Source organism: Polaribacter sp. (assembly GCF_024639685.1).
Lineage (GTDB): Bacteria > Bacteroidota > Bacteroidia > Flavobacteriales > Flavobacteriaceae > Polaribacter.
Window position 1 is genome coordinate 188,017 of sequence record NZ_JAHEHX010000001.1, and the last position, 26,992, is coordinate 215,008.

General features: G+C 30.9%; 24 protein-coding genes, 1 tRNA gene and 1 pseudogene. 13 read left to right on the plus strand and 13 right to left on the minus strand.

Translation table 11 applies throughout. The features are described from left to right. Positions 1-8: 8 nt before the first annotated feature. The 3 genes from Q0L44_RS00915 to Q0L44_RS00925 all read right to left on the minus strand — a co-directional run bounded on the left by Q0L44_RS00915 (position 9) and on the right by Q0L44_RS00925 (position 4,505). Positions 9-80, minus strand: a tRNA-Gly gene (locus Q0L44_RS00915). Between the two features lie 158 nt (positions 81-238). Next, on the minus strand, positions 239-1,762 hold the full coding sequence (locus Q0L44_RS00920) for a G-D-S-L family lipolytic protein (RefSeq protein ID WP_296634005.1): 1,524 nt from the start codon (positions 1,760-1,762) through the stop codon (positions 239-241). Between the two features lie 19 nt (positions 1,763-1,781). Further along, positions 1,782-4,505: a TonB-dependent receptor gene (locus tag Q0L44_RS00925; RefSeq protein ID WP_296634008.1), complete on the minus strand. Its 2,724-nt coding sequence runs from the start codon at positions 4,503-4,505 to the stop codon at positions 1,782-1,784. A 191-nt stretch (positions 4,506-4,696) separates the two neighbouring features. Between Q0L44_RS00925 and Q0L44_RS00930 the strand changes: the two genes are divergently transcribed. Beyond that, a complete protein-coding gene (locus Q0L44_RS00930; protein WP_296634011.1) occupies positions 4,697-5,629 on the plus strand; it encodes a bifunctional riboflavin kinase/FAD synthetase in 933 nt (310 codons plus the stop codon). Positions 5,630-5,689: 60 nt separating this feature from the next. Further along, positions 5,690-6,964: a serine--tRNA ligase gene (gene serS, locus Q0L44_RS00935; protein ID WP_296634013.1), complete on the plus strand. Its 1,275-nt coding sequence runs from the start codon at positions 5,690-5,692 to the stop codon at positions 6,962-6,964. Here serS and Q0L44_RS00940 read toward each other — a convergent pair. Then, positions 6,957-7,100 (minus strand): hypothetical protein, encoded by a 144-nt coding sequence (locus tag Q0L44_RS00940; RefSeq protein ID WP_296634015.1) that lies wholly within the window; start codon positions 7,098-7,100, stop codon positions 6,957-6,959. The two genes, serS and Q0L44_RS00940, sit on opposite strands and share 8 nt — an antisense overlap. A gap of 122 nt (positions 7,101-7,222) precedes the next feature. On the opposite strand from Q0L44_RS00940, the gene Q0L44_RS00945 reads away from it, so the two are divergent. The 4 genes from Q0L44_RS00945 to mgtE are packed head-to-tail and all read left to right on the plus strand — an operon-like array spanning position 7,223 to position 11,517. Then, on the plus strand, positions 7,223-9,028 hold the full coding sequence (locus tag Q0L44_RS00945) for a tetratricopeptide repeat protein (protein WP_296634018.1): 1,806 nt from the start codon (positions 7,223-7,225) through the stop codon (positions 9,026-9,028). Positions 9,029-9,038: 10 nt separating this feature from the next. Beyond that, positions 9,039-9,368 carry a DUF4286 family protein gene (locus tag Q0L44_RS00950; RefSeq protein WP_296634021.1) on the plus strand — a complete coding sequence of 110 codons (330 nt, stop codon included), beginning with the start codon at positions 9,039-9,041 and terminating at the stop codon, positions 9,366-9,368. Between the two features lie 3 nt (positions 9,369-9,371). Then, complete coding sequence (gene rsmA / locus Q0L44_RS00955; protein ID WP_296634024.1) at positions 9,372-10,175, plus strand: 16S rRNA (adenine(1518)-N(6)/adenine(1519)-N(6))-dimethyltransferase RsmA; 804 nt, start codon at positions 9,372-9,374, stop codon at positions 10,173-10,175. Further along, on the plus strand, positions 10,165-11,517 hold the full coding sequence (gene mgtE / locus Q0L44_RS00960) for a magnesium transporter (RefSeq protein WP_296634026.1): 1,353 nt from the start codon (positions 10,165-10,167) through the stop codon (positions 11,515-11,517). Before rsmA ends, mgtE begins: the two co-directional genes overlap by 11 nt. A 234-nt stretch (positions 11,518-11,751) precedes the next feature. Here mgtE and Q0L44_RS00965 read toward each other — a convergent pair whose 3' ends face one another. After that, complete coding sequence (locus Q0L44_RS00965) at positions 11,752-12,279, minus strand: RNA methyltransferase (RefSeq protein WP_296634029.1); 528 nt, start codon at positions 12,277-12,279, stop codon at positions 11,752-11,754. 117 nt (positions 12,280-12,396) lie between these two features. Between Q0L44_RS00965 and mutS the strand changes: the two genes are divergently transcribed. The 3 genes from mutS (at position 12,397) to tatA (ending at position 16,146) form a co-directional block, all read left to right on the plus strand. After that, the gene (gene mutS / locus Q0L44_RS00970) at positions 12,397-15,003 is read left to right on the plus strand and encodes a DNA mismatch repair protein MutS (protein ID WP_296634031.1); all 2,607 of its coding nucleotides are present in this window, start codon (positions 12,397-12,399) and stop codon (positions 15,001-15,003) included. A 1-nt stretch (position 15,004) separates the two neighbouring features. Next, complete coding sequence (locus tag Q0L44_RS00975) at positions 15,005-15,463, plus strand: RNA methyltransferase (protein ID WP_296634034.1); 459 nt, start codon at positions 15,005-15,007, stop codon at positions 15,461-15,463. Positions 15,464-15,861: 398 nt separating this feature from the next. After that, positions 15,862-16,146, plus strand: a complete 285-nt coding sequence (gene tatA / locus Q0L44_RS00980; RefSeq protein WP_296634037.1) for a twin-arginine translocase TatA/TatE family subunit — start codon at positions 15,862-15,864, stop codon at positions 16,144-16,146. Positions 16,147-16,151: 5 nt separating this feature from the next. On the opposite strand, the gene Q0L44_RS00985 is transcribed toward tatA, so the two are convergent. The 4 genes and pseudogenes from Q0L44_RS00985 to Q0L44_RS01000 form a co-directional block, all read right to left on the minus strand. Continuing rightward, on the minus strand, positions 16,152-16,796 hold the full coding sequence (locus Q0L44_RS00985; protein WP_296634040.1) for an O-methyltransferase: 645 nt from the start codon (positions 16,794-16,796) through the stop codon (positions 16,152-16,154). A gap of 100 nt (positions 16,797-16,896) precedes the next feature. Continuing rightward, on the minus strand, positions 16,897-17,160 hold the full coding sequence (locus Q0L44_RS00990) for a hypothetical protein (protein ID WP_296634043.1): 264 nt from the start codon (positions 17,158-17,160) through the stop codon (positions 16,897-16,899). Between the two features lie 48 nt (positions 17,161-17,208). Continuing rightward, positions 17,209-17,382 (minus strand): annotated as a pseudogene (locus Q0L44_RS00995) (sigma factor); the annotation flags it as partial. A 69-nt stretch (positions 17,383-17,451) separates the two neighbouring features. Next, positions 17,452-17,931 carry a nuclear transport factor 2 family protein gene (locus tag Q0L44_RS01000; RefSeq protein ID WP_296634045.1) on the minus strand — a complete coding sequence of 160 codons (480 nt, stop codon included), beginning with the start codon at positions 17,929-17,931 and terminating at the stop codon, positions 17,452-17,454. A 122-nt stretch (positions 17,932-18,053) separates the two neighbouring features. On the opposite strand from Q0L44_RS01000, the gene panB reads away from it, so the two are divergent. Genes panB through Q0L44_RS01020 form a run of 4 tightly spaced genes read left to right on the plus strand, consistent with a single transcriptional unit; the run spans position 18,054 to position 20,430 of the window. Continuing rightward, on the plus strand, positions 18,054-18,872 hold the full coding sequence (panB, locus tag Q0L44_RS01005; protein ID WP_296634048.1) for a 3-methyl-2-oxobutanoate hydroxymethyltransferase: 819 nt from the start codon (positions 18,054-18,056) through the stop codon (positions 18,870-18,872). After that, positions 18,853-19,089 (plus strand): hypothetical protein, encoded by a 237-nt coding sequence (locus tag Q0L44_RS01010; RefSeq protein ID WP_296634050.1) that lies wholly within the window; start codon positions 18,853-18,855, stop codon positions 19,087-19,089. Before panB ends, Q0L44_RS01010 begins: the two co-directional genes overlap by 20 nt. 4 nt (positions 19,090-19,093) lie before the next feature. Next, positions 19,094-20,035 (plus strand): 2-hydroxyacid dehydrogenase, encoded by a 942-nt coding sequence (locus Q0L44_RS01015; RefSeq protein WP_296634051.1) that lies wholly within the window; start codon positions 19,094-19,096, stop codon positions 20,033-20,035. Next, the gene (locus tag Q0L44_RS01020; protein WP_296634053.1) at positions 20,032-20,430 is read left to right on the plus strand and encodes a DoxX family membrane protein; all 399 of its coding nucleotides are present in this window, start codon (positions 20,032-20,034) and stop codon (positions 20,428-20,430) included. The genes Q0L44_RS01015 and Q0L44_RS01020 overlap by 4 nt, the downstream gene beginning before the upstream one ends. A 140-nt stretch (positions 20,431-20,570) precedes the next feature. Here the strand turns inward: Q0L44_RS01020 and Q0L44_RS01025 are convergent, their stop codons facing one another. The 4 genes from Q0L44_RS01025 to Q0L44_RS01040 are packed head-to-tail and all read right to left on the minus strand — an operon-like array spanning position 20,571 to position 26,954. After that, a complete protein-coding gene (locus Q0L44_RS01025; protein ID WP_296634056.1) occupies positions 20,571-21,431 on the minus strand; it encodes a class I SAM-dependent methyltransferase in 861 nt (286 codons plus the stop codon). A 46-nt stretch (positions 21,432-21,477) separates the two neighbouring features. After that, the gene (gene mnmG / locus Q0L44_RS01030; protein ID WP_296634058.1) at positions 21,478-23,355 is read right to left on the minus strand and encodes a tRNA uridine-5-carboxymethylaminomethyl(34) synthesis enzyme MnmG; all 1,878 of its coding nucleotides are present in this window, start codon (positions 23,353-23,355) and stop codon (positions 21,478-21,480) included. 44 nt (positions 23,356-23,399) lie between these two features. After that, entirely contained in the window at positions 23,400-23,813 is a 414-nt protein-coding gene (gene ybeY, locus Q0L44_RS01035; protein ID WP_296634060.1) for an rRNA maturation RNase YbeY, read from the minus strand. A 3-nt stretch (positions 23,814-23,816) separates the two neighbouring features. After that, complete coding sequence (locus Q0L44_RS01040) at positions 23,817-26,954, minus strand: DUF4175 family protein (RefSeq protein WP_296634063.1); 3,138 nt, start codon at positions 26,952-26,954, stop codon at positions 23,817-23,819. Positions 26,955-26,992: the final 38 nt, after the last annotated feature.

Genomic DNA, 26,992 nt, shown 5'->3' on the forward strand with positions numbered 1-26,992 from the left:
TGGTATAGAGCGAAAGACGGGATTTGAACCCGCGACCCTCACCTTGGCAAGGTGATGCTCTACCCCTGAGCTACTTTCGCAGTCTTATTTTAATGAACTTACTCTAATTTATTATTAGAGAGGTGCAAATATAATAAGTTTTATGAACTCTACAAGTAGTTTTTTAATTTTATTCAATAAAATAATAAAGGGTTAAAACATAAATGTCTTAACCCTTTTTATATGAAGATAGTGTCTATTATCTGAGTGTTGGTGAATAGTTTGTAGGATAGTCTCCTGCAACTGCTAAACCTCCTGTTGCAGTGCCAAAATTAGTACCAAAACCTGTATCAATAGCTTCTAATATTTTATTAGCCATTAATGCATTACCTCTTGCTGTTAAATGAACTCCATCTAAACTAATTAAACCACCAGTAACTAAAGAAGTTGTCATTGTATAATCATCAAACATAATTCCTGTAGAAGCTTCAGCTAAAACATCTTTAAGATCAGCTAAAACTACATTTGGGTTTGAGTTTGCAACAGCTGCTATTGTTGCATTATAAGCATCTGTAGCGTTTTTAATTGCTGTTTGTTCTTGTGGTGTTAAAACCCAGTTATCTGCTAAAGGAACCGAAACTCCATTAATTGCTAATGGGTTACCTCCAACTGTTGTACCTAAAACAGCAGAACTTGCTAATAATAGTAAATCATCTGCTGTAGCCTGTCTCATATTTGTTAACGCTGGATTTATCAAAGATAAATCTGTTAGATCTTCGTCTAAAATTAACACTGCATTTTGACCCGCAGCAAAGTTTACTTTTCTTCTATCCACTTCAGCTTGATCAAAATTTGCCAATAAAGCCAATAATGGTGGAGAAAGTTGTCCCGCATTTTTTGCTGCTAATATTTGATCTAAACCCCCATTGTAAGCAGCAAAAGCACCATTAAGTGCACCTGCTCTTCCTCCATCTAAAGGAATTGCATTATAAGGTACAGTAGTAAAGTTTGCTAAATCTGTAATGTATGGCACATTAACAACAATTCCTTTTGCGCCGTTTGCTGTTAAAGCAGTAACCATACCACTAAATACGCTCGCAAACACATTTGGGTCAGTTATATCTGAACCTCCGTAAGTTGCTGGGTTAAGATTTCCTGTTTGGTCTACTCCAGAACCTCCTGAAAGCGCATAACCTAATACATCATTACCACCAACTTCTGATAAAGTAAAAAATGTTGGGTTCTGTGCCAAAGCATCTCCCAAAACTGTGGCAGTTGCACTCGATGCCATTCTTCCAAAATATGGATTCAGTTGCCCATAACCGGCAAAAGTTAAATGAAAACTTTTTGCACCTGGTGCACCAAAGTTATTAAATGGCCCACCAGAAGCAGGCACTCCTAATTGCGTTGTTGGAGTTGCTGGTAATCTTGCTGGCCCAGCTGCTCCATTAAAAAAGAATCTTGGCGGTTGCACAGCAGCTCCGTTAAAAACTAATCCTCCAATATTATCACTCATTAAAGGTTGACTAAAATTAGTCCCAAATTTTGAAGCTAGTATATTCGGAAATGAATTTTCTTGTGCTGCAGCAAACATTGCTCCGTCAGTATATCCAGCAGTAAAAGAAGCACCTACTGCAACATAACTAGAAAAATCTAATCCGTTTGTGTTTAATTCTACTACAGGTAAAACTTCTGCAGCAATTGCATCCAATTCATTATCTACATCACAAGAGATAACTCCTAATGATAAAAGAAACAACCCTATATATTTATAATTTTTCATAAAATATCTTAATTATTTATTAGTTATTAATTGTCCAAGAAAGGTAATATTGAGAACCAATTGCACCAATTCCAGGAGCACTTAAGTATTCTTGACCTGTTAAATTAGATCCTCCTAATTTAAATACAGATTTCCAACTTGGTACTGCATAATTAATTTGAGCATCTAATACAACTCTTTCTTCTATTGTACCATCAATGAAAGTAGACTCCCATCTGTATTCGTCTTGCCATCTTGCATTAAAATTAAAACCGAAGTTTTTAAACAAGTTTGTTTTACCAAATTGTAATTTTAATTTGTGCTCTGGTGTATTAAAACCAGCTTCAAAATCTGGGTTTGCTGCTTGATCAAAATCAAATTGAGCATAAGTATAGTTTACACCTAAATCAAACCCGTTTAAAATCTTAGTATTTAAACCAATTGTAGCTCCATAAGAACTAATATCTGCAGTAGAGTTTGTATATAATTGAAATACTTTAAAACCACCAACTGCATTGTAAGGTACAAGTACATTTGTATTTGCTATGAAATCTTCATATTGGTTGTAGTATAAACTTAAATCTACAGTTACTCTTTGAGAACCTGGCTTTAATAATCCTCTGTAACCAACTTCGTAAGCTGTTACTTTTTCTGGGGTTACAAAACCTACGTTTGCTTTAGCAGTTCCACCACTTGCTACAGTAAGTGCATTTGCATAAACATCTCTACCAGTTATCGTATAAGTAGTTCCTGCATCTTGAAAAGTGGTACTGAATCTATCTAAGTTATCTTCTACACCCCCTAATAAAATTGCGTTACCAACATCTAAACCAATATATTGATCTTGCGTTGTTGGGTTTCTGAATCCTGTTTGGAAAGAAGCTCTAAAGTTTTGATTTTTATCTTCTCCTGCAGCATATGCAAATGATACTCTTGGTGAAAAGTTTCCATCAAAGTTTTGTGCTTTATCATATCTTAAAGAAGCTGTTACTTTTAAACGATCTTCTTCTAAAAATTTCTTCTGAGCTTGGGTGTAAATACCATATTCATCATAGTTAATAGGCCCATTTGCATCTGTAAATATATTACCAAAAGAATTTAACGAATATCTTCTGTAAGAAGCTCCAACTTGAACTTCAACAAAATCAATTACATCTTGAAAATTATAATTTGCATCTCCATGATATAGTTTAGTTTGATCTCTAAATTTTGCTCCAGTAATTAGGTTTGGATCAGCAATAATCCTTTCAAAAGATTGTTGAAATTCTGGAGAACCAGGCAAATATCTTCCAGATTCTGCTGTTTGTCTTGCGACTGCATGTGCTTGATCTGAAGTTAAACCTCCTAAAGTACCTTGTAAATACGCTCCTGTATATTCACCAAACCAAGTGTTATCATCTTTCCAATCTCTATTCACATTTAATGCTGCAAATAACGTGTTGTAAGAATCTCCTGCATCTTCTGACGTCATATAACCTCTTACGAAGAAGTTCTTCCCTCTTGCTTCTAACTTGTGTTGTTGCATTAAAAAGTTTTGAATGCTATATTTTTGCCCACCTAAATACTGCGTATCTCCTGTACCAATTTTTGAGTTCCAAATAAGTTCTAAACGATCATCTCCATAAGGACGATAATTTAAAGAAGCGCCAAATTTAACACTTGAAACTCCATAATCCATTAAATCTCTTTCGTTGTAACCTGTTCTACTAATTTTTTCACTTGGTATAAGTGCAGCAGCTCCATTAGGAATAACACCTAATGATTCTAAAGTTTGAGCAACTCCTCTAATGTTTGTAGAAACAACATCACCATATACATTGACCCCATTATAATTTCTATCAGTCTGTCTGTTTCCAGCAATATATTCGTCTCCATTTGTATTTCTATAATCTGTTGCAAACCAATCAGTACCTTCCAGTACTGATAATGTAGCTTTTGCTGCAAATTTTTCTGAAAACTTATAGGCCATTCTGATATTAAAATCTGAAAACTCATTATTCCCACCAGCTTCTTGACTTGTAATTCCCCCTTTAAGTGATACACTTATTCCTGGAGAATCAAAAGGATTTTTACTGGTCATAAACATAATACCATTAAATGCATTCGCACCATATAATGCTGAAGATGCACCTGGTAATAATTCTACTGTTTTCACATCTAACTCAGACATTCCTAATAAATTACCCAAGGCAAAATTTAATGCTGGTGATGAGTTATCCATACCATCAACCAATTGCATAAAACGTGTATTTGCAAATGTTGCAAAACCTCTTGTGTTTACCGACTTAAACGTTAAACTGTTTGTATTTACGTCTACTCCTTTTAAATTTTGTAAACCATCGTAAAAAGAAGGTGAAGATGTGTTTTTAATAGCTCTAGTATCCATTCTTTCTACAGTTACTGGAGATTCCATAATACGCTCTGGAGTTCTAGATGCAGAAAGAACAATTTCATCTAAAGATGTTTCATTTTCAGAAAGCAAGACAACTATTTTTTGATTGTTTTTTGTTATTTGAATCTTTTCCTCTTTAAACCCCAACATTGTTATTTCTAACGTAAAAGGAGGTTTATCAATAGTGTTTAAAACAAACTTTCCGTCAAAATCAGTATTTGTACCTACTGCTTTTCTAGATATTTTAATATTTGCTCCAGGAAGTGTTTCACCTGTTTTAGCGTCCTTAACCACACCTGTTACAGTGGTTTGCGCTCCCATTGATAAACTAGCAAGAGCTATAAATACCAAGAGTAAAGTCTTTTTTATCATAATTTGATTTGTTTATTAACTGTACGCAAAATACAATTTTTTTTGAATTTCAGAATAAATCATTCTATAAATTATCATTTTTACAAAATTTACAACAATAAATTAATAAATAACTGCTGTTAAAAACAGGAACTAAAATGCAACTATTCATTTCTATATATTGTACATTTGTAGTGTAAAATCTTATTTTCTTGAAAATTTTTCAAAAAACATCAAGCTTTTCGTCAGAGGAGAAAACTTTTGTAACAATTGGTACTTTTGATGGTGTGCATTTTGGACATCAAAAAATTATAGAAAAACTAGTTTTTGAAGCAAGAAAAATGCAAAAAAAATCGGTTTTACTAACCTTCTTTCCTCATCCAAGAATGGTCTTACAAAAAGACGCTTCTATAGAACTGATAAATACCATAGAAGAAAGAGCAACATTACTAAAAAAAACAGGGTTAGATTACCTCATCATTCATCCTTTTAGTAAAGAATTCTCTAGAACAACGGCCTTAGAATTCGTGAGAGATGTTTTAGTAAATCAACTAAATATTTCGAAACTTATTATTGGGTATGACCATCACTTTGGTAAAAATAGAGAAGGCAACATAACTCAACTCAGGGAATATAGTCATTTATACAATTTTGAAGTAGAAGAGATCCCTGCACAAGATATCGATGATGTTTCTGTAAGCTCTACTAAAATTAGACATGCATTACATTCAGGGAGCCTAAAAACGGCGAATAACTATTTAGGGTATAATTTTATGCTTAATGGAAATGTCGTAAATGGTAAAAAATTAGGGGGCAAAATTGGCTACCCAACAGCAAACATTGATGTTAAAGAAACTTACAAGTTGGTGCCTAAGACGGGTGTGTATGTAATAAAATCTTTAATGGATAAAGAAATTATATTTGGAATGATGAATATAGGAAACAGACCTACTATAAATGGCAATCATCAAACCATAGAAGTGCATTTTTTTGATTTTAACAAAGATCTGTATCACAAAAAATTAACCATAGAATTACTTTATTTTTTAAGAGATGAACAGAGATTTGATTCTTTAGAATTGCTAATTAACCAACTTAAAAAAGACGAATTAATTGCCAGAGGTTACATTAAAAACAATCTCTAGAAGTAGATTGCCAAAGTCTTAATCTTCGTGTATATTTGTGGCTTATAAAACATCGAAAAAATGTTACAAATACAGTTTATTAGAGAAAACAAAACCAAAGTTTTAGAAGGTTTAGCAAAACGCAATTTTGCTGATGCTGAAACAATTATTGAACAAGTTTTAACTGCAGATGAAAACAGAAGAGCAACTCAGGTTACTCTTGATAATACATTAGCAGAGTCTAATAAACTATCCAAAGAAATTGGAAATTTATACAAGAGTGGAAAAGCCCAAGAAGCGAATGTTTTAAAAGAAAAAACAGTACAGTTAAAAGAAAGTTCTAAAGAACTATCTGAGAAACTATCTGAATTTTCTAATGAATTAGATCAACTTTTATATCAAATACCAAATATTCCTCATGCTTCTGTAAAAGCAGGAACTTCTGAAGAAGATAATGAAAACATTTTTAGTGAAGGTATTATTCCTAATTTAGGTGAAAATGCACTTCCTCATTGGGAATTAGCTAAGAAATACGACATTATCGATTTTGAATTAGGTACAAAAATCTCTGGAGCTGGTTTTCCCGTTTATAAAGGCAAAGGTGCAAGATTGCAACGTGCATTAATCAATTATTTTTTAGATAAAAATACTGCAGCTGGTTATACAGAAGTGCAAGTACCTCATCTGGTAAATACGGCTTCGGCAACTGCAACTGGGCAATTGCCAGATAAAGATGGACAAATGTATCACTCTACTGTAGATGATTTATATTTAATTCCTACAGCAGAAGTCCCAATTACTAATATTTTTCGCGGTGATTTAGTACAAGAATCAGATTTTCCAATTACGTTAACTGGTTATACCCCTTGTTTTAGAAGAGAAGCTGGTAGTTATGGTGCTCACGTTCGTGGTTTAAACAGGTTACACCAATTTGATAAAGTAGAAATTGTAAGGGTAGAACATCCAGAGAATTCTTACAAAGCTTTAGATGGAATGGTTGAACATATTAAAGATATTTTAAGAGAACTTAAATTACCTTATAGAATTTTACGTTTATGTGGTGGAGACACAGGTTTTACATCTGCATTAACGTTCGATTTTGAATTGTTTTCTACTGCTCAAGACAGATGGTTAGAAATTAGCTCTGCATCTAACTTCGAAACATTTCAAGCCAACAGGTTAAAACTACGCTTTAAAAACAAGGAAGGTAAAAGCGAATTAGCACACACATTAAATGGAAGCTCTTTGGCTTTACCGCGTGTTTTAGCTGGTATTTTAGAGAACTATCAAACAGAAGATGGAATTCAAGTTCCGGAAGTCTTAATTCCTTATACTGGTTTTGATATGATTAATTAGCAATAATTGCTCCCATTAATCTTTTGTATTTATTCATCTCTAAAAGCGAGTTTAAATAAGCACTTATTTGTCTGTTTTTCATAAACTCTATTGAGCTAGATTTTGCGTTTTCATATTTGTTAGTTAGATCTTTCATAATCTTAATAGTTTCGTTCTTGATTAAAAAAACAATATTCGTACCAGAATTTTACAAACAATTCTTCTAAATAAGGTTTATTTAATAAAAGTTAACATTTATGTTGATTATCTTTGAAGAGTATGAAACAATTTTTCTTCGCTTTTTTTCTGTTAATTAGCTGCTTATCTTTTGCTCAAAATGAAAGTCAGAACAGTTTTTATTTAGCAGAAACTTACTATAGAAAAGGAGAATATGAAAAAGCAACACAGATTTTTGAAAAACTTTATCAAAAGAGCTCTTTCAATACTACTTATTTAACACGTTTAATTTCTTGTTACCAAGAAACAGATAAATTTAGTATTGCAGAAGATCTATTACAAAATAGAATCAAGAAAAATACAACACATAACTATCTGTATGTCTTGTTAGGTTATAATTACCAAAGGCAACAATTAAAAGAGTTGGCTCAGGTTAATTATGACAAAGCCATAAACTCATTAGAGGAATTTGCCAATTATGGAGGAATTATTGGTCGCCTATTTAAAGATTATAATCTGTTAGATAATGCAATTCTAGCTTATGAAAAAGCGATGCAGAAAAACCCTAATGGAAACTACAATTTTCAAATTGCACAGATTTATGGAGAAAAAGGGCAGTATGAAAAAATGTTTGAATCTTATATAAATTTACTAGATAAAAATGATTCATATTTAGATTTAGTTCAAAGATATACAAGCAGATACATTACAGATGATGCTGAAAATGAAACTAATATTGTTTTTAGAAAGACTCTTTTAAGAAAGGCTACAAGTAATCCTAAAAACGAATGGAACATACTTTTAAGTTGGCTATTTGCAAAACAAAAAGATTACAACAAAGCGTTCATTCAAGAAAAAGCATTGTATCAAAGAAATAATGGTGGTTTAGCAGAAATTTTCAATTTAGGTAAAATTGCATTCGATAATGCAGATTATGAAGCTGCAAACAAATGTTTTCAATTTGTTAATGAAAATGCATTTTTAGTAGAAGAAAGGATTGATGCCAATGTTTACCTTGCAAAAATTGCTGTAGCAAACAAAAACTTGGAAACCGAAAAATTATTTCAACAATTATTTACGGAGTTTGGTAAAAATCAACGAACAATTGACCTACAAGTAACCTATGCAAACTATTTAACCTTTAGTAAAAACGAACCTCTACAAGCAACAAAAGTTTTAGAAGAAGCATTAACCTGTGCCAGCTCTAAATTCGAGAGAGGAAACATCAAATTAAAATTAGGTGATGTTTTAGTTTTTAGAGGTAAATTCAATAAAGCATTAATTTACTTTTCTCAAATTCAAACACAATTAAAAGGGTCTGAATTAGCACAAGAAGCACGTTTTAAAATAGCACAAACTAGTTATTTTAAAGGAGATTTTAGTTGGGCTAAAGCCCAACTAAAGGTATTAAAAAGCGCTACAACACAGCTTATAGCTAATGACGCTGTAGATTTATTTTTAAGAATAACAGATAATGAACCAGTAGATTCTATTCCTTCAGGGTTAAAACAACTAGCGCAAGCAGAATTGTTATCTTATCAAAATAAAAACAAAGAAGGTTTAGAAGTTATAAAGAATTTATTTGCCTCTAAAGATTTATTTGTAAATGGTTTAGTGGCTGGAGAAGTAATTTATGATGATGCTCTTTTTCTACAAGCCAAATTGCAGATTAAAGAAAGCCAATATTTAGAAGCAATATTAAGCTTAGAAAAAATTATTGCAGCAGACAATCAAGGTTTTTTAGTAGACGATATTTACTTTTTAATGGCAGAAACCTACAATTATCAGTTAAATGATAAAGAAAAAGCAAAAGAGTTCTATCAAAAAATTATCTTTGAGCATCCTTCTAGTGTTTATTTGGTAGACGCTAGAAAAAAATTCAGAAAATTAAGAGGAGATAACCTTTAAAAAAAATAAAATGTACATATACAACGTAACTATAAATGTAGACGATGCTGTTCATGAAGAGTGGTTAACTTGGATGGAAACCAACATTATAGATGTTTTAAATACAGGCAAGTTTATATCAGCAAAATTCACGCAGATTATGGTAGAAGAAGAAATGGGTGGTAAATCTTATTCTGTGCAATATACTGCAGAGACTAAAGGCGATTTAGAAAATTATTACTCAGAAAATGCTGAAGCTTTACGTATAAAAACAAGTGAAAAATTTGGTGATAAAATATTAGCTTTTAGAACCGAATTAAAGTTGATAAAAGAATTCTACCCAACAGCAACGAGCAACTAAAGTATGTCTGTAAAAGCAAAAAAACACTTAGGTCAACATTTCTTAACAAATGAAAGTATTGCAAAAGATATTGCAGATGCTTTAACCGAAAATGGGTACAATCATGTATTAGAAATTGGACCAGGAATGGGTGTTTTAACCAAATACTTATTGCAGAAAAAACCAAAAACCACAGTTTTAGAGTTAGACAGAGAATCTGTGGCATATTTAAAAGTGGTGTTTCCAATAGAGCAGCTTCATTTAAATACAACTTCAGACAATTTTAACATTATAGAAGGTGATTTTTTAAAAAAAGATTTACAAACTCTTTTCAATAAAGATCAAGTAGCTATTATTGGTAATTTTCCTTACAATATTTCTACGCAAATTGTTTTTAAAGCTATTGAGAACAGAGATTTTGTGCCAGAATTTGCTGGTATGTTTCAAAAAGAAGTAGCCAAAAGAATTACAGAAAAAGAAGGCTCTAAAGTTTACGGAATTCTATCTGTATTAACTCAAGCTTTCTATGACGTAGAATATTTATTTACTGTACCACCAACTGTATTTAATCCACCACCAAAAGTAGATTCAGGAGTAATTAGACTAATCAGAAAAAAAGATTACAGTTTGCCTGTAGATGAAAAACTATTTTTTAGAGTGGTAAAAACAGCATTTAATCAGCGAAGAAAAATGCTACGGTCTAGTTTAAAAACCTTTAAACTTTCGGATTCTTTAAAAGAAGAACCTATATTTGCGAAAAGACCAGAACAATTGTCTGTTCAAGAATTTATTTCACTAACGAAAAAAATAGCAAATAATGCCATTTGATATTTCAGACGACTTTTTAGATAATCTATCAGAATTAATTACATTAGATAAGTCTAAAGAAATTACTGCCCTATTTGCTGAGGTTCACTTTGCAGACATTGCAGAAGTCTTAGATGAAGTAGATTTTGACGAAGCTATTTACATTATTAAACTCTTAGATAGCGAAAAAACATCAGAAATTCTTACTGAATTAGATGAAGACATTCGTGAAAAAATTCTAGAAAACTTATCAGCCCAAGAAATTGCAGATGAAGTAGGAGAGATGGACTCTGATGACGCTGCTGATATAATTGGTGAATTATCTGTTGAAAGACAAAATAGGGTAATAAGCGCCTTAGAAGACGATGAGTTAGCCGCAGATATTAAAGAACTTTTATCGTACGAAGAAAACACTGCAGGTGCTTTAATGGCAAAAGAATTGGTAAAGGTTTACGAAACTTGGACAGTTGCTGGATGTATGCGTAGAATACGTGGCCAAGCTAAAGAAGTAACAAGGGTGCATTCTATTTACGTAGTGGATAAAGAAGAAAAATTAGTTGGAAGACTTTCTTTAAAAGATTTGATTATTGCAAAATCAGATCAAAAAATAGCAGAAATTGCAAAAGACAAAGTAGATGCTGTAAATGTTTCTGAAGATGATGAGGAAATAGCAAAAATTATGGCAAAGTACGATTTAGAAGCCATCCCTGTTGTAGATGACAACCATGTATTATTGGGTAGAATTACTATTGATGATATTGTAGATGTAATTAGAGATGAAGCTGACAAAGATTACCAAATGGCTGCAGGTTTTTCTCAAGATGTAGAAGTTAATGATAGTATTTGGGAAATTACAAAAGCACGTTTACCTTGGTTAATTTTAGCGCTTTTTGGTGGGTTTATTTCAGTATCAGTACTAGGTAGTTTTGATAGTGCAATGGATCAATACCCAGAACTTTTTTTCTTTACACCATTAATTGCAGCAATGGCCGGTAATGTTGGTGTACAATCTTCTGCAATTATAGTGCAAGGATTGGCCAATGACAGCCTGAAAGGTTCTCTTTTTAGACGGTTATTAAAAGAAATTTTACAAGGACTATTAAATGGAGCGGTTTTAGCTGGTTTATTATTGTCTGCAGGAATGTTATTTCTTGGGTTTCCTTTAAACTTAGGATTTACTGTAGCAGCGTCTTTAGTATCTGTAATTATAATTGCTTCAATAGTAGGAACGTTTATCCCCATTATATTAGCAAAAAAGGGAATAGACCCTGCATTAGCAACTGGACCTTTTATTACAACCAGCAATGATATTTTAGGAATTCTAATTTACTTTACAATAGCACAATTGGTTCTAGGGTTTTAAAAAAGTCTAACTGAATAATCAGAAAGACTTTTTTCTCTTTTTCATTTTGGCATAAAATTTACCTAAAACTTACACCTACAATTAATCCCATTTTTTATTTAATAAGACTGTATAAATCTATGAAAGAAAACACACTAAAAAAAGTAAAAAAAAATATGTAGGTTATTTTCTTTCTCATCTATCAAAATAATTTATTTCTTAAAAATAATTTTTTTTATCTTAAAAAAGAAATTTCTATAAGAGTTTTTGAAATAAATCCCAAATTACAATACCTGTCGTCACAGAGATATTTAAAGAATGTTTGGTTCCAAGTTGGGGAATTTCGATACAAAAATCGCTAACATTTATCACTTCTTGCTGCACTCCTTTTACCTCATTTCCCATCACAATTGCGTATTTTTCAGCCTTTTTAGGCAAGAAGGCGTCTAGTTTTGTAGCGTTTTCAGCCTGTTCTATAGAAAGTACTTTTACGTTGGCTGTCTTTAATTTTTTAATGATATCTAACGTATTTTCTACATACTCCCAATCTACAGATTCTGTTGCCCCTAAAGCTGTTTTATGAATATCTTTGTTGGGTGGTGTTGCAGTAATACCGCACAAGTAAATTTTCTCAATTAAAAAAGCATCACTAGTTCTAAAAACTGAGCCAATATTATTTAAGCTTCGTACATTGTCTAACACCACAATTAAGGGTGTTTTATCAACTGCTTTAAATTCATCAACCGAAATTCTATCTAACTCATTATTTTTTAATTTCCTCATTTTGTTTGGTTGTTGGTTTGTAGTTTTAGTTGATGGTAATTGAACTCACAACCAAAAACTAAACACTAACAACTATATTTTATATCTTCGCAAAACTAATTGAAAATTTCCAAAAACTTGGCAAAATCAAAAACGAAAAAGGTTACACCTTTAATGAAACAGTACAATAACATCAAGATTAAATATCCTGATGCCATGTTACTTTTTCGTGTTGGAGATTTCTATGAAACTTTTGGAGAAGATGCTAAAAAAGCAGCGCAAGTATTAGGCATTACATTAACTAAAAGAGGTGCTGGCTCAGATTCTGAAACGGCTTTGGCTGGCTTTCCTCATCATTCTTTAAATACCTATTTGCCAAAGTTGGTGAAAGCAGGAATGCGTGTTGCTATTTGCGATCAATTAGAAGATCCAAAAATGACCAAAACCATTGTAAAACGTGGAGTGACAGAATTGGTTACGCCTGGTGTTTCTTTAAATGATGAAGTTTTACAAAGTAAAAGTAATAACTTTTTAGCGGCTGTACATTTTGATAAAAAACAACTGGGAATATCATTTCTTGATGTTTCTACAGGTGAATTTTTAGTAGCTCAAGGAACTGCTGAATACATAGATAAATTGCTGCAAAATTTCAGTCCAAGTGAAGTTTTAGTTCAGAAGCAAAACAAGCAACAATTTTTAGAATTATTTGAGAATAGATACTACACATTTTACCTAGATGATTGGTTATACCAAAAGGAATATGCTAACGAAACTTTACAAAATCATTTTGAAGTAAAAACGCTAAAAGGTTTTGGAGTTCAAGATTTAAAAAACGGAATTATTGCAGCTGGTGCAGTGTTGTATTATTTATCAGAAACACAACACAATCAGTTAAAACACATTCAAAATATCAGCAGAATTGCAGAAGATAATTATGTTTGGATGGATCGTTTTACAGTAAGAAATTTAGAACTGTACAATCCAAATTCTGTAAATGCAGTAACGCTTTTGGATGTTATTGATAAAACCATTTCACCTATGGGTGGACGTTTATTAAAACGTTGGTTGGCTTTACCATTAAAAAATATTGATGAAATTAAAAATCGTCACGAACTCGTAAAGTTTTTTATAGATTCTGATGAATTTTCTCAAACTGTAACGTACCAATTAAAACAAATTTCTGATTTAGAAAGACTCATTTCTAAAGTGGCTACAGGCAAAGCTTCACCAAGAGAAATTGTATTGTTAAAAGATTCTTTGAGAGCAATTTTACCGATAAAAATTGAAGCAGAGAAGAGTAAAAATAAAGCTGTTCAGAATTTAGGAAAACAACTTCACACTTGTGAAAATTTAATCACTAAAATTTCTGAAACCTTGTTTGATGATGCTCCTGTAAACATCAATAAAGGAAATGCAATTGCCAACAATGTACATCAAGAATTAGACGATTTGCGTGCAATTTCATCATCAGGAAAACAGTTTTTAGATGAACTGTTGGCTCGCGAAACTGAAGCTACAGGAATTACAAGTTTAAAAATTGCTTTCAATAATGTTTTTGGCTATTACATTGAGGTCAGAAACACACATAAAGATAAAGTTCCTGAACAATGGATTAGAAAACAGACTTTAGTTTCTGCAGAAAGATACATTACTGAAGAGCTTAAAGAATACGAAGCCAAAATCTTAGGTGCTGAAGAAAAGATTGCCAAATTAGAACAAGAAATTTTCTCAAAATTATTACAATACATCATTCAGTTTGTAGATGTAGTTCAAGAAAATGCGCAGATTATTGCAAAAATAGACTGTTTGTTGTCCTTTTCTATTTTAGCTGTTGAACATAATTACGTGCGTCCAATTATGGATGAAAGTACAGATTTAGACATTAAAAACGGAAGGCATCCTGTTATAGAAAAACAACTTCCAATTGATCAAACGTATATTGCAAACGATGTTGTTTTAAACAGAAATCAGCAACAAATTATTATGATTACTGGGCCAAATATGTCTGGTAAATCTGCCATTTTAAGACAAACTGCTTTAATTGTTTTATTGGCACAAATGGGTAGTTATGTGCCTGCTCAAAATGCAAAAATCGGAATTGTAGATAAAATTTTTACCAGAGTTGGTGCTAGTGACAATATTTCTATGGGCGAATCTACATTTATGGTAGAAATGAACGAAACTGCATCTATCTTAAATAACGTTTCTGAGCGCAGTTTAATTTTATTAGATGAAATTGGTAGAGGAACCTCTACTTATGATGGTATCTCTATTGCTTGGGCCATTTCTGAGTTCTTGCACGAACATCCATCAAAAGCAAAAACATTATTTGCTACTCATTATCACGAATTGAATGAAATGACTACAACTTTTGAGCGCATTAAAAACTTTAATGTATCTGTAAAAGAGTTGGAAGACAACATTATTTTCTTACGTAGACTAGTTTCTGGAGGCTCTAACCACAGTTTTGGTATTCACGTAGCCAAATTAGCAGGAATGCCAAATATGGTGATTCATAGAGCGAATAAAATATTGGCTCAATTAGAAAAAAACAACAAAAACGCAGAAGTTAAAGAGGTTTTAAAACAATCTCAACACGAAGAAATGCAACTCAGTTTTTTTCAGTTAGATGATCCTTTATTGGAAAATATTCGCGAAGAAATTTTAGCAACAAATATTGATACACTAACACCTATTGAAGCTTTAATGAAACTAAATGAGATTAAGCGTATGTTGAGTAAGTAAAATGGTAAATAATCTAGAACAAGGCTTTTTTGGTATAGGAATTCAGAATGGAAAAACACCTGAAAACTTAGGCGTTCTTTGGAGATCTGCCCAAAATATGGGTGCAAGTTTTATTTTTACCATTGGTAATAGATATGCAAAACAAGCTTGTGAAACGCATAAAGCAACTGGTGCAATGCCCTATTTTCACTATGAAAACTTCGATGATTTTTTTAACAACTTACCAAAAGGTGCAATGTTAGTTGGTGTAGAATTAGATGAAAAATCGCTTCAATTAGAGATATTTAAGCACCCAAAACGTTGTGTGTATTTACTAGGAGCAGAAGATCATGGGTTATCTAAATTAGCCATTGATAAATCGCATAATTTAGTAAAATTTAAATCTGAATTAAGTTTAAATGTTTCTGTGGCTGGCAGTATTGTAATGTATGATAGACAAACAAAATTAAATTTCCAATAGCATTTAATCAAAAAAACTCTTTTTATTAATTTTAACATACACAAATGGTGAGATTATTACTAGAAAAGAAACAATATCAAAAAATAAATTTTTAGGTAGAAAGTAGTTCAGTATTAAGTAAGTACCTTAAATACTAAAAACTAAGGTAAGTTTTTTGTTTTGGGAATAAGTAAATGCTGCTAAAATCAACATTAAAAGCCCAACAATTGCATATATTTCTTTTACACTTAAATCTATCATTAGCCTAAATATAATAAAAATAAATACTCTTTTATTTTTCAGAGACTTCACTTCAAAAGAGTTGAAACTAGTATAAAATTGTAAACTTCTTTCTAATAAAATTAAAAATTTGAAAATGTTTCTAAATTATTTATTAGAATAAACTATATCTTTGTAGTATGTTAAGTACACATTTCCTTTTTATTGGTACTCCAGAGATTTTTGTAATCATGTTAATAGTGGTTATGGTTTTTGGAGCAGATAAAATACCTGAAATCGCAAGAGGTTTAGGTAAGGGAATACGTCAGGTTAAAGATGCAACCAATGACATCAAAAAAGAAATTAACGAGAGTGCTAAATTAAATGATTTAGACTTAGATGTTACCAAAGACATTACTAAAGAAGTTAACAACGTTAAAGATAAGTTAGACGACTTTAAAGGCCCTGTCAAGAGGAAAAGATAGTGTTACTAAAGTTTCACTCTGCTTATCGTTAATCCATCTCTAATAGGTAGCAACACGGTTTCTATTCTATCATCTGTGTTTAATAATTTATTATAAGCCAATAATTCTTTGGTATCAGTATCTTTTGGATCTAATTTTTCTATAACTTTTCCACTCCAAAGTACATTATCAGATAAAATAATGCCTCCTGGTTTCATTTTGTCGATTATCAAATGAAAGTAATTGGAGTAATTAGACTTATCTGCATCAATAAAAACCAAATCGAACTTTTCTTCAATGTTTGGTATAATTTCTAAGGCATTACCAACTTTTTGTACAATCTGATTTCTATAACCTGACTTTTCGAAATATTTATTTTGAAGTGTTTCTAACTCTTCATTTTTATCTAAAGTAATTATTGTGCCTTCTTTTTGTAAACCTTCTGCAAAACATAAAGCAGAATACCCTGTATAAGTTCCTATTTCTAAAATATGCTTTGGGTTTATTAACTTTGATATAATAGAAAGCAACCTTCCTTGATAAGCACCACTAATCATTCTTGGGTTGAGAACTTTTTGCCAAGTTTCTCTACTTAATTCTTTTAGAATTTGTGGTTCTTGTTGCGAATGTTCTACAACATAATCATCTAATTTTTCTGGAAGGAAATGCATGTTTTAATTTTTATCAAAAATAAAAAAACAGACATTATATTTTTATAAAAATCTGTTTCTATTTAATTCCAAAAAAAACACAGTTAAAATTATGGTTTGTCTAAGTTTTAGCTTCTTTGATCTTTTGTTTTAAAACCTCTTTTTCTTCGGAAGTTAAACAATGATGTACTTTTTTACAAGCCTCTGCTTGTTTCTTGTAAAAAAAACTTAATAATAGGTTTTGTTTTGTGTAAAGTTTACAAATTACACAATTTAAAAAGTGAATCTTTAATTTTATCTTTTCTAAAACTGTCGCCTCTCCATATTGACTTTTATCACAAATTTTTGTGGCTTCATCACAAGTTATATTTAACCTTTTAAACATCTCTTAATTATTAAACCAGTTATCTTCCATACATTTTCTTAATTGCGTTACTTTTCGCTTTAAAATAGATACAAGCCAAGTTCTTTCAGAAGCTTTACCTTGAAAGTTTTTTGCAGATTTTAACCCTACAAAAAAGGTGTCTTGCACCAAGTCTTTTGCTAAATCGCTATTGTAAACACGAACTACAGCATAGTTAAATAGATCGTCTGCATAATGATCTATCCATCTTTCTGGGTTTAATGTGTTTTGTTATGGGTGCATAGGGTTAAATAAGAATAAGCCAAATATAGTTTATTTTTTTACTTTACCTACATTACACTTATCTCTTCTTCTCATATCAACCAAATAAATGATTTTCCAATTGGTTTCATTTTTAAAAAGTTGAAATGAATTAGCTCCACAATGGCTAAAGTTATTATTAAAATAAAACTCATAGGGTGTCCAAACAGAGGCTATATTTCCATCAATTTTAATAGTATAAGAAAGTAATTTTTCTAAGTATACATGTTCTGGGTTTTTATTAGCAATAGCTGTAAGTAATTTTACTCTAGAATCTGTTTGTAATAAACCATTAGGACCACTCATACTAGAAGTGGTTTGAATTTTAATGTCTTTATGTAGGGTAGAAGCCATTAAAGTACTATCTCCTTTATGTAGTCCTTCAAAAAAGGTTTCAATTACTTGTTTAACCTCATTTTCGGGTGAGTTATCTTGAGCATTAAATGATAAAGAGCATACCAAAACAATAATAAAAACAATACTTTTTTGCATATCAATAAATTTATAATGTCTAAATCTAACTAAAAAAAGCATATTAATAAAATTATAGAAAGTATTAACGCCCTAAAAATCTACGATTATTTATTACTTTTACCCCTGTCAAAAAACATATTATGTCTGTAGCAAAAAAAGAGTACAAAAGAGTTACTGTAAAATCTTTAGTAGAAATGAAAGCCAATGGAGAAAAAATCTCTATGTTAACTGCTTATGATTATACCATGGCTAAAATATTAGATAATGCAGGTGTAGATGTATTACTTGTAGGTGATTCTGCCTCTAATGTTATGGCTGGGCATGAAACTACATTACCTATTACTTTAGATCAAATGATTTATCATGCAAGTTCTGTGGTTAGGGCTATAGACAGATCTTTAGTTGTTGTAGATTTACCTTTTGGTAGTTACCAATCTGACCCTAAAGAAGCTTTGCGTTCTGCAATTCGAATTATGAAAGAGAGTGGAGGTCATTCTATAAAATTAGAAGGTGGTAAAGAAATTAAAGAATCTATAAAGCGTATTTTAAACGCGGGTATACCTGTTATGGGACATTTAGGTTTAACTCCACAATCTATTTATAAATTTGGCACATACACTGTTAGAGCCAAAGAAGAAGAAGAAGCAGAAAAGCTAATGGAAGATGCTTTAATGCTAGAGAGAATTGGTTGTTTTGCTTTAGTTTTAGAAAAAGTACCAGCAAAATTAGCTCAAAAAGTAGCAGAAGCAATTTCAATTCCTGTAATCGGTATTGGAGCAGGAAATGGAGTTGATGGGCAAGTTTTAGTTACTCACGATATGGTTGGAATGACGCACGAATTCAACCCAAGGTTTTTACGTAGGTATTTAGATTTATATAAAGAAATGACAGGTGCATTTCAAAAATACATAGCTGATGTAAAAAGTAAAGATTTTCCAAATGAAGAAGAACAATATTAAACTTATTTTAGAGAGTATTTCTTACATTTCTTTAATTACTGCTGCAATTCTCTATATTTTAGATTTATTTTTTGAAGTTCAGTTTTCTGACAATAACAGCCTAAGACAAGCTTTTGTTTTAGTTTATTTAATTACCAGTTTATATTATAAAATGGAGTTGAAAGACAAAAATGAACGAATACAAGAACTAGATCAAAGGTTAATGAACAAAAAATAACCTTATGAAAATACTGCATTTAGACAGTAACCATCCATTACTTATTCAACAATTAAATGATTTAGGTTTTGCCAATTATGAAGATTATACTTCATCAAAGAGTGAAGTAGAAGCTAAAATTCAAAACTATGATGGTTTAATCATTAGAAGTCGTTTTAAGATTGATAAACTATTTTTAGACAAATGCACAAATCTAAAGTTTATAGGTAGGGTAGGAGCTGGTTTAGAAAATATAAATTGCGATTATGCAGAAAGTAAAGGAATAAAACTAATTGCGGCTCCAGAAGGTAACAGAAATGCAGTTGGTGAGCATTCTTTAGGCTTACTACTTTCTTTATTTAACAAACTTAATAAGGCAGATAACGAAGTTAGGCAAGGAAAATGGTTACGTGAAGACAATAGAGGTTTAGAATTAGATGGTAAAACTGTAGGCCTAATTGGCTATGGAAATATGGGTAAATCTTTTGCCAAAAAACTAAGAGGTTTTGATGTAAATGTACTTTGTTGTGATATTAAACCCAATGTTGGTGATGACAATTGTACCCAAGTTTCTTTACAAGAATTGCAAAATAAAAGTGATGTTCTAAGCTTACATACACCACAAACTGAGCTTACTAAAAACATGATAAACAAAGAATTTATTAATAATTTTAAGAAAGATTTCTGGTTGATAAATACTGCACGTGGAACATCTGTAGTTACCCAAGATTTAGTTACTGGCTTAAAATCTGGTAAAATATTAGGTGCTGGCTTAGATGTGTTGGAGTACGAAAAATCATCTTTCGAAAACCTATTTTCTAACAACAATATACCAGAAGCTTTTAACTATTTGATTCAATCAGAAAATGTAATTTTAACTCCACATATTGCAGGTTGGACGATTGAAAGCAACCAAAAATTAGCACAAACTATCGTCAATAAAATTAAAATAAATTTTAAACCATGAACATTTTATCAAACTACCCTGCAGAGGTATTAATACTATTATTTTTAACAGTAACTTTTTTACAATCAGGAATAGACAAATTATTAGATTGGAGTGGAAATGTTTCTTTTTTAAAAGAACATTTTAAAAACTCTCCTTTTAAAAATAGTGTTCCTTTATTATTGGCTGTTATTTTGGTGTTAGAAATAATTGCTGGTTTATTAATGGTATTAGGTGTTTATCAATTGTACACATCAGGTGCAAAAGAATTTGCTTTATTAGGAGCAGAGCTTTGTGCTGTAGTTTTAATTTTCTTGTTGATAGGACAACGTCTAGCAAAAGATTATGCAGGAGCAATGAGCTTAGCAGTCTATTTTATTGTAACACTTTTAGGTGTATATTTGCTAAATAGCTAAAAATTATACCAATTAATTTTATCATAATCAACAGCTATACAAAAACCTCTTAAAACACGTGTTTTAAGAGGTTTTTGTATTTTCAAAAGGTTTTATCCTATATTTACTAATGAAGATTAAAATAAAGCCACTTAAAACAATTATTTACCTTCCTTAATAACATAAATTAGAGAAGAATACTCACCAGTCTTATTTGCCTTTCTATTTGAAAGAAATCCTCTGTAAAAAGCTGAAGCAGGTTTCATTTTTCCATGCTTGTACTTTTCACTTAATAATGAAACATAATAAGAATCAAATTTCATAGGTAGTGTTTTCTCTATAATCATATTTTCTGTCTCAAATAATTTTGCGATTGATGTTTGAGAGAAATGCCACAAATGTCTTGGAACATCAAAAGCAGCCCAAATGTCTTTATAGTAATTGGCATCAAAACTTTTAAAATTTGGTACAGCTACAATTATTTTTCCATTGCTTTTTAAAAAACTTTTTAAAGATTTTATATAGTCTTGCAAATTTTCTACATGTTCTAAAACGTGCCAAAGTGTAATTACATCAAATTTTTTAGTAGTTAATTTTAATAAATCTTCTTGTAATAAAACTCCTTTTTGCTCTGCAAATTTTCTTGCGTCAAAATTGGGCTCAGTTCCTAAAACTTCCCAAGAATTGTTTTGACAAACTTTTAAAAAATCACCTGTACCTGCACCAACATCTAAAATCGTTTTTGTTGTTGTGTTGAAAGAATTAATCAACTTTAACTTTCTTTTTAAAGTGATATTTTTTACAGATTGATAAACTTTATCAAACAACGATTCTTTTGCATCTGTATGTGAAATATAATTTTCGCTTTTGTAATAATCTCCCAAGTTTTTTGGAACAGGAGTTGTTACAAGCATCTCAAATTCTTTATTCAATTGAACTTGATAAACCTCACCTGAAACTGTATAATCTTTACATTCTAAATAAGGCTGTAAATTTTTATAAAAATCGATCTTATTTGACATAAAATTGGATTGTTCCTCGTGGAACATTATACTATTTTGAAGTAAACTATCTACCCATATACACCAATAAAACAGAAATATCACTTGGCGAAACTCCACTTATTCTACTTGCTTGAGAAATAGAAGTTGGTTGAATTTTAGTTAACTTTTCACGTGCTTCAAATGATAAAGATTGTAACTTTTGATAATTAAAAGAAGCAGGAATTTTCACATTCTCTAATCTATGTAATTTATCTGCATTATTCTTTTCTTTGTTGATATAACCAGAATATTTTAAATGTATTTCTGCTTGCTCTATGATCTCTTTATCAATGTCGTTTTCAATTAAAAAATTATTTAATATTTCTACAGATTTAAAATCAGAAAAATCTAATTGTGGTCTAGCAGCAATTTTAAATAACTTCATAGACTGATTAATTAAAGCCAAATTCTTAGCTTCTAAAATTGGATTAATCTCTTCTTTTTTAACACTAGTTTTTTCTAGAAACTGAATTAATAAATCCGTTTTACGTTGCTTCTCTAAAACACGACCCATCCTTTCTTGAGAAGCTAAGCCAAGTTCAAAACCTTTAGGCGTTAATCTTAAATCTGCATTATCTTGTCTTAATAAAGTTCTATATTCTGCTCTTGATGTAAACATTCTATAAGGCTCTTCTGTACCTTTTGTAATTAAATCATCTATTAAAACAGCGATATAAGCCTCATCTCTTTTTAAAATGAATGGTTCTTTGCTCTGTACTTTTAAAGCAGCATTTACACCAGCCATTAAACCTTGAGCTGCTGCTTCTTCATAACCAGTAGTTCCATTAATTTGGCCTGCAAAAAACAAGTTCTCTATCAACTTTGTTTCTAAAGAATGTTTTAATTGTGTTGGTTGAAAGAAATCATACTCTATTGCATAGCCATATCTTAAAAACTTTACATTTTCAAAACCTGCTACTGCACGAATTGCTTTATCTTGAATATCTTCTGGTAAAGAAGTAGAAAAACCATTTACATACATTTCTATTGTAGACCAACCTTCTGGTTCTACAAATATTTGATGTCTCTCTTTTGTCGCGAAACGATCTACTTTATCTTCAACTGAAGGACAATATCTAGGACCTGAAGATTGTATTCTACCATTAAACATTGGTGATCTATCAAAACCTTCTCTAAGCAAATTATGTACTTCTGGGTTGGTATACGTTAGCCAACAAGAGCGTTGATTTTGCAAAGCACTAGTGGTTGGTAAATACGAAAATTTTTCGGTGATTTCGTCTCCTGGTTGCTCTGTCATTTTAGAATAATCTAAAGACCTTCCGTCAACTCTTGGTGGTGTTCCAGTTTTCATTCTACCAGCTTCAAAACCTTTAGCAACTAAATCTTCTGTAATACCTTTTGAGGCTCCTTCACCAGCTCTACCTCCACCAAAACTTTTATCACCAATATGAATTAATCCATTTAAAAAAGTACCTGCTGTAATAATTATGGTTTTTGCATTTATCTCTATACCTAATGCTGTTTTAACCCCTACAATTTTATCGCCATTAAATACTAAACCATTTACAGAATCTTGATAAAAATCTACATTTTCTGTTTGCTCTAGCATTATTCTCCAACATTCAGCAAACTGCATTCTATCAGATTGTGCTCTTGGACTCCACATTGCAGGCCCTTTAGATTTGTTAAGCATTTTAAATTGTATAGCAGTTTTATCTGTTACAATTCCACTGTAACCACCTAAAGCATCAATCTCTCTAATTATTTGACCTTTTGCAATACCTCCCATTGCTGGGTTACAACTCATTTGCGCTATATTTTGCAAATTCATTGTAATTAATAAAGTATGTGCACCCATATTTGCAGCTGCAGCTGCAGCCTCACTACCTGCATGACCTCCACCTACTACAATAACGTCATATGTTCTTGAAAATAAACTCATTTCTTATAGTTCCACGTGAAACTTTTACATTATATACTTGATTATCAAATACTTAATTTATTTAAAGCTAAGTTCTCCTGATTTCTCATTATCTTTTTTTCGTCGCTTGACTTATCTTTATAACCCATATAATGCAAAACTCCATGTATCATTACTCTGTGTAATTCATCTTGGAAAGAAACCTTAAAATCAGATGCATTATCTTTAACTCTTTCTACAGAAATAAAAATATCACCATTTAATAATTTACCTAAAGAATTATCAAAACTAATAATATCTGTTAACGTATCATGATCTAAAAATTCAACATTTAATTTATGTAAATAAGCATCATCACAAAAGATATAATTGATTTCACCAACCTCAAAATCTTGTTCTGCAGCAACTGTGTTAATCCAAACTTTTAAAAAAGATTCATCTTCTAAAATAAAATCAGTTTCGTAATTAAATTCAATCATTAATTATTCATTCTTTGTATCAGAAAAATAGGCTCTCACCTTCTTTTTATAATTTTGTTGCAAAGGTAATGATTGTCTGTTTAATATCTCTATTTGATTATAAAACTGCTTTTTGAATTTTAACGCCCTTGCTTTATTCCTTTCACTCTCAAATTTATTCGCGTTTGCTTTACGCTGTCTATCCTTCCCTTGTTCTAATGCAGCTTTATCTAGCTTTAATAACTCATAGTTTAAATTCTGCATTTTTTGTAACGTATTTGTGTTGAAACCCTTATCTAGAATTTCGTTTTCTAACTGCTCCATTGTTTTTAGAGCTTTCTTAGCAGATCCATTTCCTCCAGGTTTACCATTCTCACTTTCCTTTATTACGTTTTGCAGCTCTTGTCTTAACTGACTTTGCTCTTTAAAGATTTCATACAATTCACCATCTAAATCATCATTGGTGTTACCTTCTCCATTTTTACCCTCAGAACTTCCTTTTTCTCCTTCCTTTCTGTTTTTACCTTTATCACCATGGTTACCGTTTTTATCGGGTTTTTCTCCTTTCTTTCCTTCACCCTTTTTCTCTCCTTTCTGCATTCCTTTTTGCATCTTTTCAGATAAACCTTTTTGTTTCTGAATTAAATCTGGCAAATTAAAACCTGGCTTATCACTCTTTTTCCCTTTGCCCGTTTTCATAGACATATTATTCTGCATGCTATTTAAAATATTACTTAAATAATCTGCTAAATTATTGGTGGCTGTCATTACATATTGTTGATTAGACAAGCCGATATTAAATCTGTTTTCAGAAAAGTTTTCTAAAGATTGTTCTAAATTATAATGTGCAGCAGATAAATCATCTTGAATTTTTGTTGAAATTTTTGGAACACGCATTGCTAAGACATACAAACTGTCATCTATATGTTCAAAATAGGTTTTAATTTCATTTTGCTTTTTTAAGTCTTTTCCAAAATCTGGATGAGAAGTAGAGCCTTCACTAAACTTATCCATCAATTGCTCTTGCTGAAAAGAAAAAACAACCAAGTTTTCTAGAATTTTACGTAAATCATTCATGTTTTCTTCCATAGATTCAGATTGCATATCCATCATAGATTTTTGCATTTTAGCGCTCATTTCTTTCATCTTCTCAGATGCATTTTTCTGACTACTTTTTGCTTTTGGAGATTGTTTACTTTCAATAAATTCTTCAGATTTTTTTAGCTCCTCTTCAATTTGCTTTTCCTCTTTATCTACCTCTGGCAAATCCACAGGTGTTTTTAATTTCTCATTATCTTTCTGAAGTTCTTTTAAAGCTTTCTGAATTTCATCAAATTGCTTAGTAATCTCTTTTTGTGCCTCTAAATTATTCTCTTTTTGTTCTAGTTCTTTTTGCTCTTTAGACAATTCTTCAACCTTATTCGCAATTTGCATAGTTTTTTGCTCCACATAAAAACGCTTTACCATTTCTAGTGTCTTTTCTAAACTTCGTTGTTGCTGTTTGTTTTGTTGTGCTAATGCTTTAGCCTTTTGTACTAAATCTTCTTTATTTAATTTATCAGCCATTTTCTGAATTTCTTCTAGCAACTTTTGTTGTTTACTTAATTGCTTTAATTCTTTAATGCGCTCTTTTAAATCTTGCTTCTTTTCTAGTAAATCAGGATCATTTTCTTTCTTTTCATCTAAATTTTCTTGAAGCTGATCTGTTTGTCTTTGCATCATTTTTTTGTGTTGTTCTTGACGCTTTATAAAACTCTCTACCTTCTTTTTATCATTCCAATTGATACTTTTTTTATTCTGTAAATCTTCCTGAATATCTTCTAATTGCTGTTGTTGTTTTTTCTGATTTTGTAGAGCATTTTCTAGATCGTTAATGGTATTTCTTTGTTCTTGAAACAACTCCTCTTCTATTTCTTCTTTTGTTTTTTTCCTGTAATTAAAAACTTTACTTTTTGATGATTTAGAGCCTCTTACGCCATCATTATCAAAAACCTGAAAATACATTTCATAATTTATACCTTCTTGTAAATTTAATCCTTCAGGAAATTTATAGAAAAATGTTTGAATATTTTGCTTGCTAACATCCAATAAGAATTCCTTTTTTATTTCAGCAGAATCTTCATCATAATAAACCAACTGCAACTTTCGAATTCCATAATCATCAGAAATTTGACCTGCAAATTGTGCTGCTCCACGTGAAATACTGTCAATATTTGAACTTACAGAAATTACAGGAAATTCATCTTTTACAACAGATACAGAAAATTGTAGATTTTCAAAATCCTTTAAATTATCATTTGAAGAAGCTATTTGATAATTTATTGGTGATAAAATACGCCTCTGATATTGGAAGTTATCATTTGAAATTTTGTCAAACGCTGTTCTTTCAGCATTATTGATAAAATTTAAGTTTGTGGTTTTATTTGTGCTTGCTTTCCAAGTAACAATAGTACCTTCAGGTACAATCACGTTACCTGAATTCTGAATGTTTTTATTTTTTTGACCTATATAATTAGGGTAATTTAAATCTAAAGTAATGTTGCTAATAGTTGGAGTACCAATAACCATTATTTGATAAAATTGAGATTGCACACCATTTGCTTCAACATAAAAATCAATTGATTTTTGAACATCAGAAAACGTATAGGAAAATGTTGCATTACCTTCTAATTTTAAATAATAACTCTGATCATCAAAAATAATTTTACCCTCATTTGGTAAAATACTTCCAATGGTTTTAAACTGCAAATTTATAGATTCGCCTTGTATAACATACAGAGTTTGGTTAGTTAAAGAAAAAGCAAAAGGAGCAGGAGGATTATAGGCAGTTCTGTGATGTACAACACGTTCTAAACTTTTACCTAAATTTATTGAATTACCTGTAAATAAGTTAATTACAAATATTAAAACAGGAATTATTCCATATTTTAAATATTTAGTATTGGATTTAAAATCAATTGCTTTTGTAAAAGGTATTGGTTTTAACGCCTCAGATTTTTGGTTGATACTCGCCAAAATTAAATCTGACTGATTGCTGTTTTCTTGTAGTTGCAAAACATTCAGTAACTTATCTTCTACTTCAGGAAAATGAGCGCCAATAATCTTTGATGATTCTTCTAAAGAAATGCCTTTTCTAAACCCAATTAACTTAGTAATAGGCATGCAAATAAATTTGATGATCAAGAATAATTCTACAAGAA

What these genes read in the sequence shown, in the direction of transcription:
- Q0L44_RS00990 (WP_296634043.1), bottom strand. Translation starts at nt 17,160, where the DNA reads ATGTTTAAAAGGTTAAATATAACTTGTGATGAAGCCACAAAAATTTGT.
- panB (WP_296634048.1), top strand. Translation starts at nt 18,054, where the DNA reads ATGTCTGTAGCAAAAAAAGAGTACAAAAGAGTTACTGTAAAATCTTTA.
- Q0L44_RS01040 (WP_296634063.1), bottom strand. Translation starts at nt 26,954, where the DNA reads ATGCCTATTACTAAGTTAATTGGGTTTAGAAAAGGCATTTCTTTAGAA.
- Q0L44_RS01025 (WP_296634056.1), bottom strand. Translation starts at nt 21,431, where the DNA reads ATGTCAAATAAGATCGATTTTTATAAAAATTTACAGCCTTATTTAGAA.
- Q0L44_RS00965 (WP_296634029.1), bottom strand. Translation starts at nt 12,279, where the DNA reads ATGAGGAAATTAAAAAATAATGAGTTAGATAGAATTTCGGTTGATGAA.
- Q0L44_RS00920 (WP_296634005.1), bottom strand. Translation starts at nt 1,762, where the DNA reads ATGAAAAATTATAAATATATAGGGTTGTTTCTTTTATCATTAGGAGTT.
- Q0L44_RS00940 (WP_296634015.1), bottom strand. Translation starts at nt 7,100, where the DNA reads ATGAAAGATCTAACTAACAAATATGAAAACGCAAAATCTAGCTCAATA.
- Q0L44_RS00985 (WP_296634040.1), bottom strand. Translation starts at nt 16,796, where the DNA reads ATGCATTTCCTTCCAGAAAAATTAGATGATTATGTTGTAGAACATTCG.
- Q0L44_RS01000 (WP_296634045.1), bottom strand. Translation starts at nt 17,931, where the DNA reads ATGCAAAAAAGTATTGTTTTTATTATTGTTTTGGTATGCTCTTTATCA.
- Q0L44_RS01015 (WP_296634051.1), top strand. Translation starts at nt 19,094, where the DNA reads ATGAAAATACTGCATTTAGACAGTAACCATCCATTACTTATTCAACAA.
- ybeY (WP_296634060.1), bottom strand. Translation starts at nt 23,813, where the DNA reads ATGATTGAATTTAATTACGAAACTGATTTTATTTTAGAAGATGAATCT.
- Q0L44_RS00950 (WP_296634021.1), top strand. Translation starts at nt 9,039, where the DNA reads ATGTACATATACAACGTAACTATAAATGTAGACGATGCTGTTCATGAA.
- serS (WP_296634013.1), top strand. Translation starts at nt 5,690, where the DNA reads ATGTTACAAATACAGTTTATTAGAGAAAACAAAACCAAAGTTTTAGAA.
- tatA (WP_296634037.1), top strand. Translation starts at nt 15,862, where the DNA reads ATGTTAAGTACACATTTCCTTTTTATTGGTACTCCAGAGATTTTTGTA.
- Q0L44_RS00945 (WP_296634018.1), top strand. Translation starts at nt 7,223, where the DNA reads ATGAAACAATTTTTCTTCGCTTTTTTTCTGTTAATTAGCTGCTTATCT.
- mnmG (WP_296634058.1), bottom strand. Translation starts at nt 23,355, where the DNA reads ATGAGTTTATTTTCAAGAACATATGACGTTATTGTAGTAGGTGGAGGT.
- Q0L44_RS01010 (WP_296634050.1), top strand. Translation starts at nt 18,853, where the DNA reads ATGAAGAAGAACAATATTAAACTTATTTTAGAGAGTATTTCTTACATT.
- Q0L44_RS01020 (WP_296634053.1), top strand. Translation starts at nt 20,032, where the DNA reads ATGAACATTTTATCAAACTACCCTGCAGAGGTATTAATACTATTATTT.
- mgtE (WP_296634026.1), top strand. Translation starts at nt 10,165, where the DNA reads ATGCCATTTGATATTTCAGACGACTTTTTAGATAATCTATCAGAATTA.
- Q0L44_RS00925 (WP_296634008.1), bottom strand. Translation starts at nt 4,505, where the DNA reads ATGATAAAAAAGACTTTACTCTTGGTATTTATAGCTCTTGCTAGTTTA.
- Q0L44_RS00975 (WP_296634034.1), top strand. Translation starts at nt 15,005, where the DNA reads ATGGTAAATAATCTAGAACAAGGCTTTTTTGGTATAGGAATTCAGAAT.
- rsmA (WP_296634024.1), top strand. Translation starts at nt 9,372, where the DNA reads ATGTCTGTAAAAGCAAAAAAACACTTAGGTCAACATTTCTTAACAAAT.